We start from the raw sequence: 2623 nt of genomic DNA, 5'->3' as shown, positions 1-2623 counted from the left end.
CAATTGTTTTGGAGTATTGGAATTGATTTTAGAAATTGTGATGGTTTCCTCTGCATTGAAAGTTGTTCCAACGCCAAAATCTTTATATAGTACTACCAAAGCACTATCGCCTTGCAAACTATTTTTCTTAAAGTTGGAAAGCGTTACTTCAAAACCAATTTCCGACAAGGCTACTATGGAATACCAATAAGAAGCCGAACTCCAATCGGATTCGACTGTAATTGGAAAATGAGTGATGGCTGATGGTTTATGGGTGACTTTGATTGTGTTGTTTTCAAATAAAGTTGTCACTCCTATTTGATGCAGCAAAGCTAATGTCATTTTAATATAAGGAAGTGATGTTATCTCCCCTTCTAAAACAAGTTCCAGTCCGTTTTCCAATTTTGGCGCTATCAACAATAAAGCCGATATGTATTGACTGCTTACATTTGCTGGTAAGGCTACGCTGTTTTTTACTATTTTATTTCCTCTGATGCGCAGCGGAGGGAATCCTTCTTTTTCTTCATAAGTAATTTCGGCACCGAGCTGCTGAAGGGCATCAACAAGAATTTTAATAGGGCGCTCTTTCATGCGCGGCGAACCTGTAACGATCACTTCTCGTCCTTCTTGGATGGCGAAATAGGCCGTAAGAAAACGCATCGCTGTTCCGGCATGGTGAACATCTACGAGTTGGAAGTTGGAAGTTGGAAGTTGGAAGTTTTGCAATGCATTCAACATCACTTCAGAATCATCGGAACTAGATGTGTTTTCTAAAACTAAATTTGGATATAAAGCCTGCAAAACTAATAATCTATTAGTTTCTGATTTGGAGCCAGAAATTTGAAGATTGGTCTTTATAGTTGGAAGATTATAACTTAGTTTTAAATTCACAATTACTTAAGTTTTTCATTATTGTGATGACGGTCGTGATCGCGATTTGTTTTTAAATCCAATTTTTTATCAAACGCTGCTTGTAAATCCACTCCCGTTTGATTGGCCAGGCAAAGTACTACAAAAACCACATCGGCTAATTCTTCGCCTAAATCTTTATTTTTATCCGATTCTTTTTCCGATTGTTCGCCATAGCGACGGGCAATGATTCGGGCAACTTCTCCTACTTCTTCTGTAAGTTGCGCCATATTTGTCAACTCATTAAAATAACGAACTCCGTGTTCTTTTATCCAATGATCGACTGCAAGTTGGGCATTTTGTATATCCATGCTTATTGTTTTTTATTTCGATTCATATATGGCAAGCCAAACACTTGCATAAATCCCATGAAAAAGCCGAAAAATAAGGCTTGAAGCACAAAGCGTAAGGGCTCCATTTTAACCTCCATAAAATAAATAATTACGCTATAGAGTAGTGCATTTATTGATGAAATAATGATGAATCGTGCAAATTTATGTTTCATTATTCTTTATTTTTTGTATCAATTATTAGGGTTACTGGGCCGTCATTTAAAAGGGCTACTTTCATATCGGCACCAAACTTCCCGGTTTGCACTTTTTTACCCAATTCAATTTCCATTTGTTGTACAAACGATTCATAAATTGGGAGGGCTAGTTCAGGTCGTGCGGCTTTTATATAACTCGGTCGGTTTCCTTTTTTAGTTAATGCGTGTAAGGTAAATTGACTTACGACAAGTACATCGCCACCGCTTTCTTTGACCGACACATTCATTACACCATTTGCATCCGCAAAGAGTCGCAAATTTGCAATTTTAGACGAAAGCCATTGTAAGTCTTCCAAGCCATCGGCATCTTCAATTCCAATCAACACCAACAAGCCACTCTCGATTTGTGCGACTACTTGATCTTCAATCGTAACTGAGGCCTCAGAAACGCGTTGGATAACTGCTTTCATATCTATTTTAACAAATTAAGATTACGATTTTCTGGTTTCATCACTCGCTCTTCGTTCGGCATCATAAATGTCTGCGCGATACTGCTCTTCGTCCCCTTCTAAAATTTGGGTATAACTTTTATACCGCGACCAAGCAATTGCATCATTTTCCAAAGCGTTCTTTATAGCACAATGGGGCTCATCTTTGTGCAAACAATTATTAAATTTACATTGGTCTTTCAAGGCAAAAAATTCAGGGAAATAATCCCCTATCTCTTGTTTCTCCATATCAACTATCCCAAAACCTCGAATTCCTGGGGTATCGATTATTTTTGCACCGAAGGACAAATCAAACATTTCGGCAAAAGTTGTGGTATGCTTACCTTGTGCATGCGAAGCCGATATTTGTTTGGTTTTTAAATTAAGTGCTGGTTCTAAGGTGTTGACTAATGTTGATTTTCCAACACCAGAATGACCCGAAAACATAGATACTCGATCTTTCATCAAAGCCTTTAACTCATCGATACCTTTTCCATCTTTGGCCGAAACTCGCAAGCATTTGTATCCTATTTCAGTATAAATGTATTGCAAATACAATTGGTCCTCTAACGTTGCCTCATCAAATGTATCAATTTTATTAAATACAAGTACGGCTTCAATTCCGTAAGCTTCTGCGGTGACTAAAAATCGATCGATAAAACTAGTAGTGGTGGGTGGATTGTTAATGGTTACCAACAAAAATACAACATCAATATTTGACGCAATAATATGCATTTGATGGGATAAATTGACCGATTTT

At 37.5% G+C, this 2623-nt stretch carries 5 protein-coding genes; all 5 read right to left on the bottom strand.

Features of this window, described 5'->3' with window-relative positions; genetic code table 11:
• On the bottom strand, positions 1-870 hold an 870-nt coding region (locus tag ACIQ6Z_RS09930), incomplete at its 3' end, for a 3-phosphoshikimate 1-carboxyvinyltransferase (protein ID WP_396210713.1).
• Positions 871-872: 2 nt separating this feature from the next.
• Complete coding sequence (locus ACIQ6Z_RS09925) at positions 873-1199, bottom strand: nucleotide pyrophosphohydrolase (protein ID WP_396197289.1); 327 nt, start codon at positions 1197-1199, stop codon at positions 873-875.
• Between the two features lie 2 nt (positions 1200-1201).
• Positions 1202-1393 carry a hypothetical protein gene (locus tag ACIQ6Z_RS09920; RefSeq protein ID WP_396197291.1) on the bottom strand — a complete coding sequence of 64 codons (192 nt, stop codon included), beginning with the start codon at positions 1391-1393 and terminating at the stop codon, positions 1202-1204.
• On the bottom strand, positions 1393-1845 hold the full coding sequence (dtd, locus tag ACIQ6Z_RS09915) for a D-aminoacyl-tRNA deacylase (protein WP_396197292.1): 453 nt from the start codon (positions 1843-1845) through the stop codon (positions 1393-1395). The genes ACIQ6Z_RS09920 and dtd overlap by 1 nt, the downstream gene beginning before the upstream one ends.
• Before the next feature lie 21 nt (positions 1846-1866).
• Positions 1867-2623: ribosome small subunit-dependent GTPase A (gene rsgA / locus ACIQ6Z_RS09910; protein WP_396210712.1), on the bottom strand; the 757-nt coding region annotated here is incomplete at its 5' end.

Source organism: Flavobacterium sp., from assembly GCF_044376915.1.
In the GTDB taxonomy this organism is placed as follows: Bacteria; Bacteroidota; Bacteroidia; order Flavobacteriales; family Flavobacteriaceae; genus Flavobacterium.
Note: the sequence above shows the minus strand (reverse complement) of the source record. Positions and strands in the feature narration are given on the sequence as shown.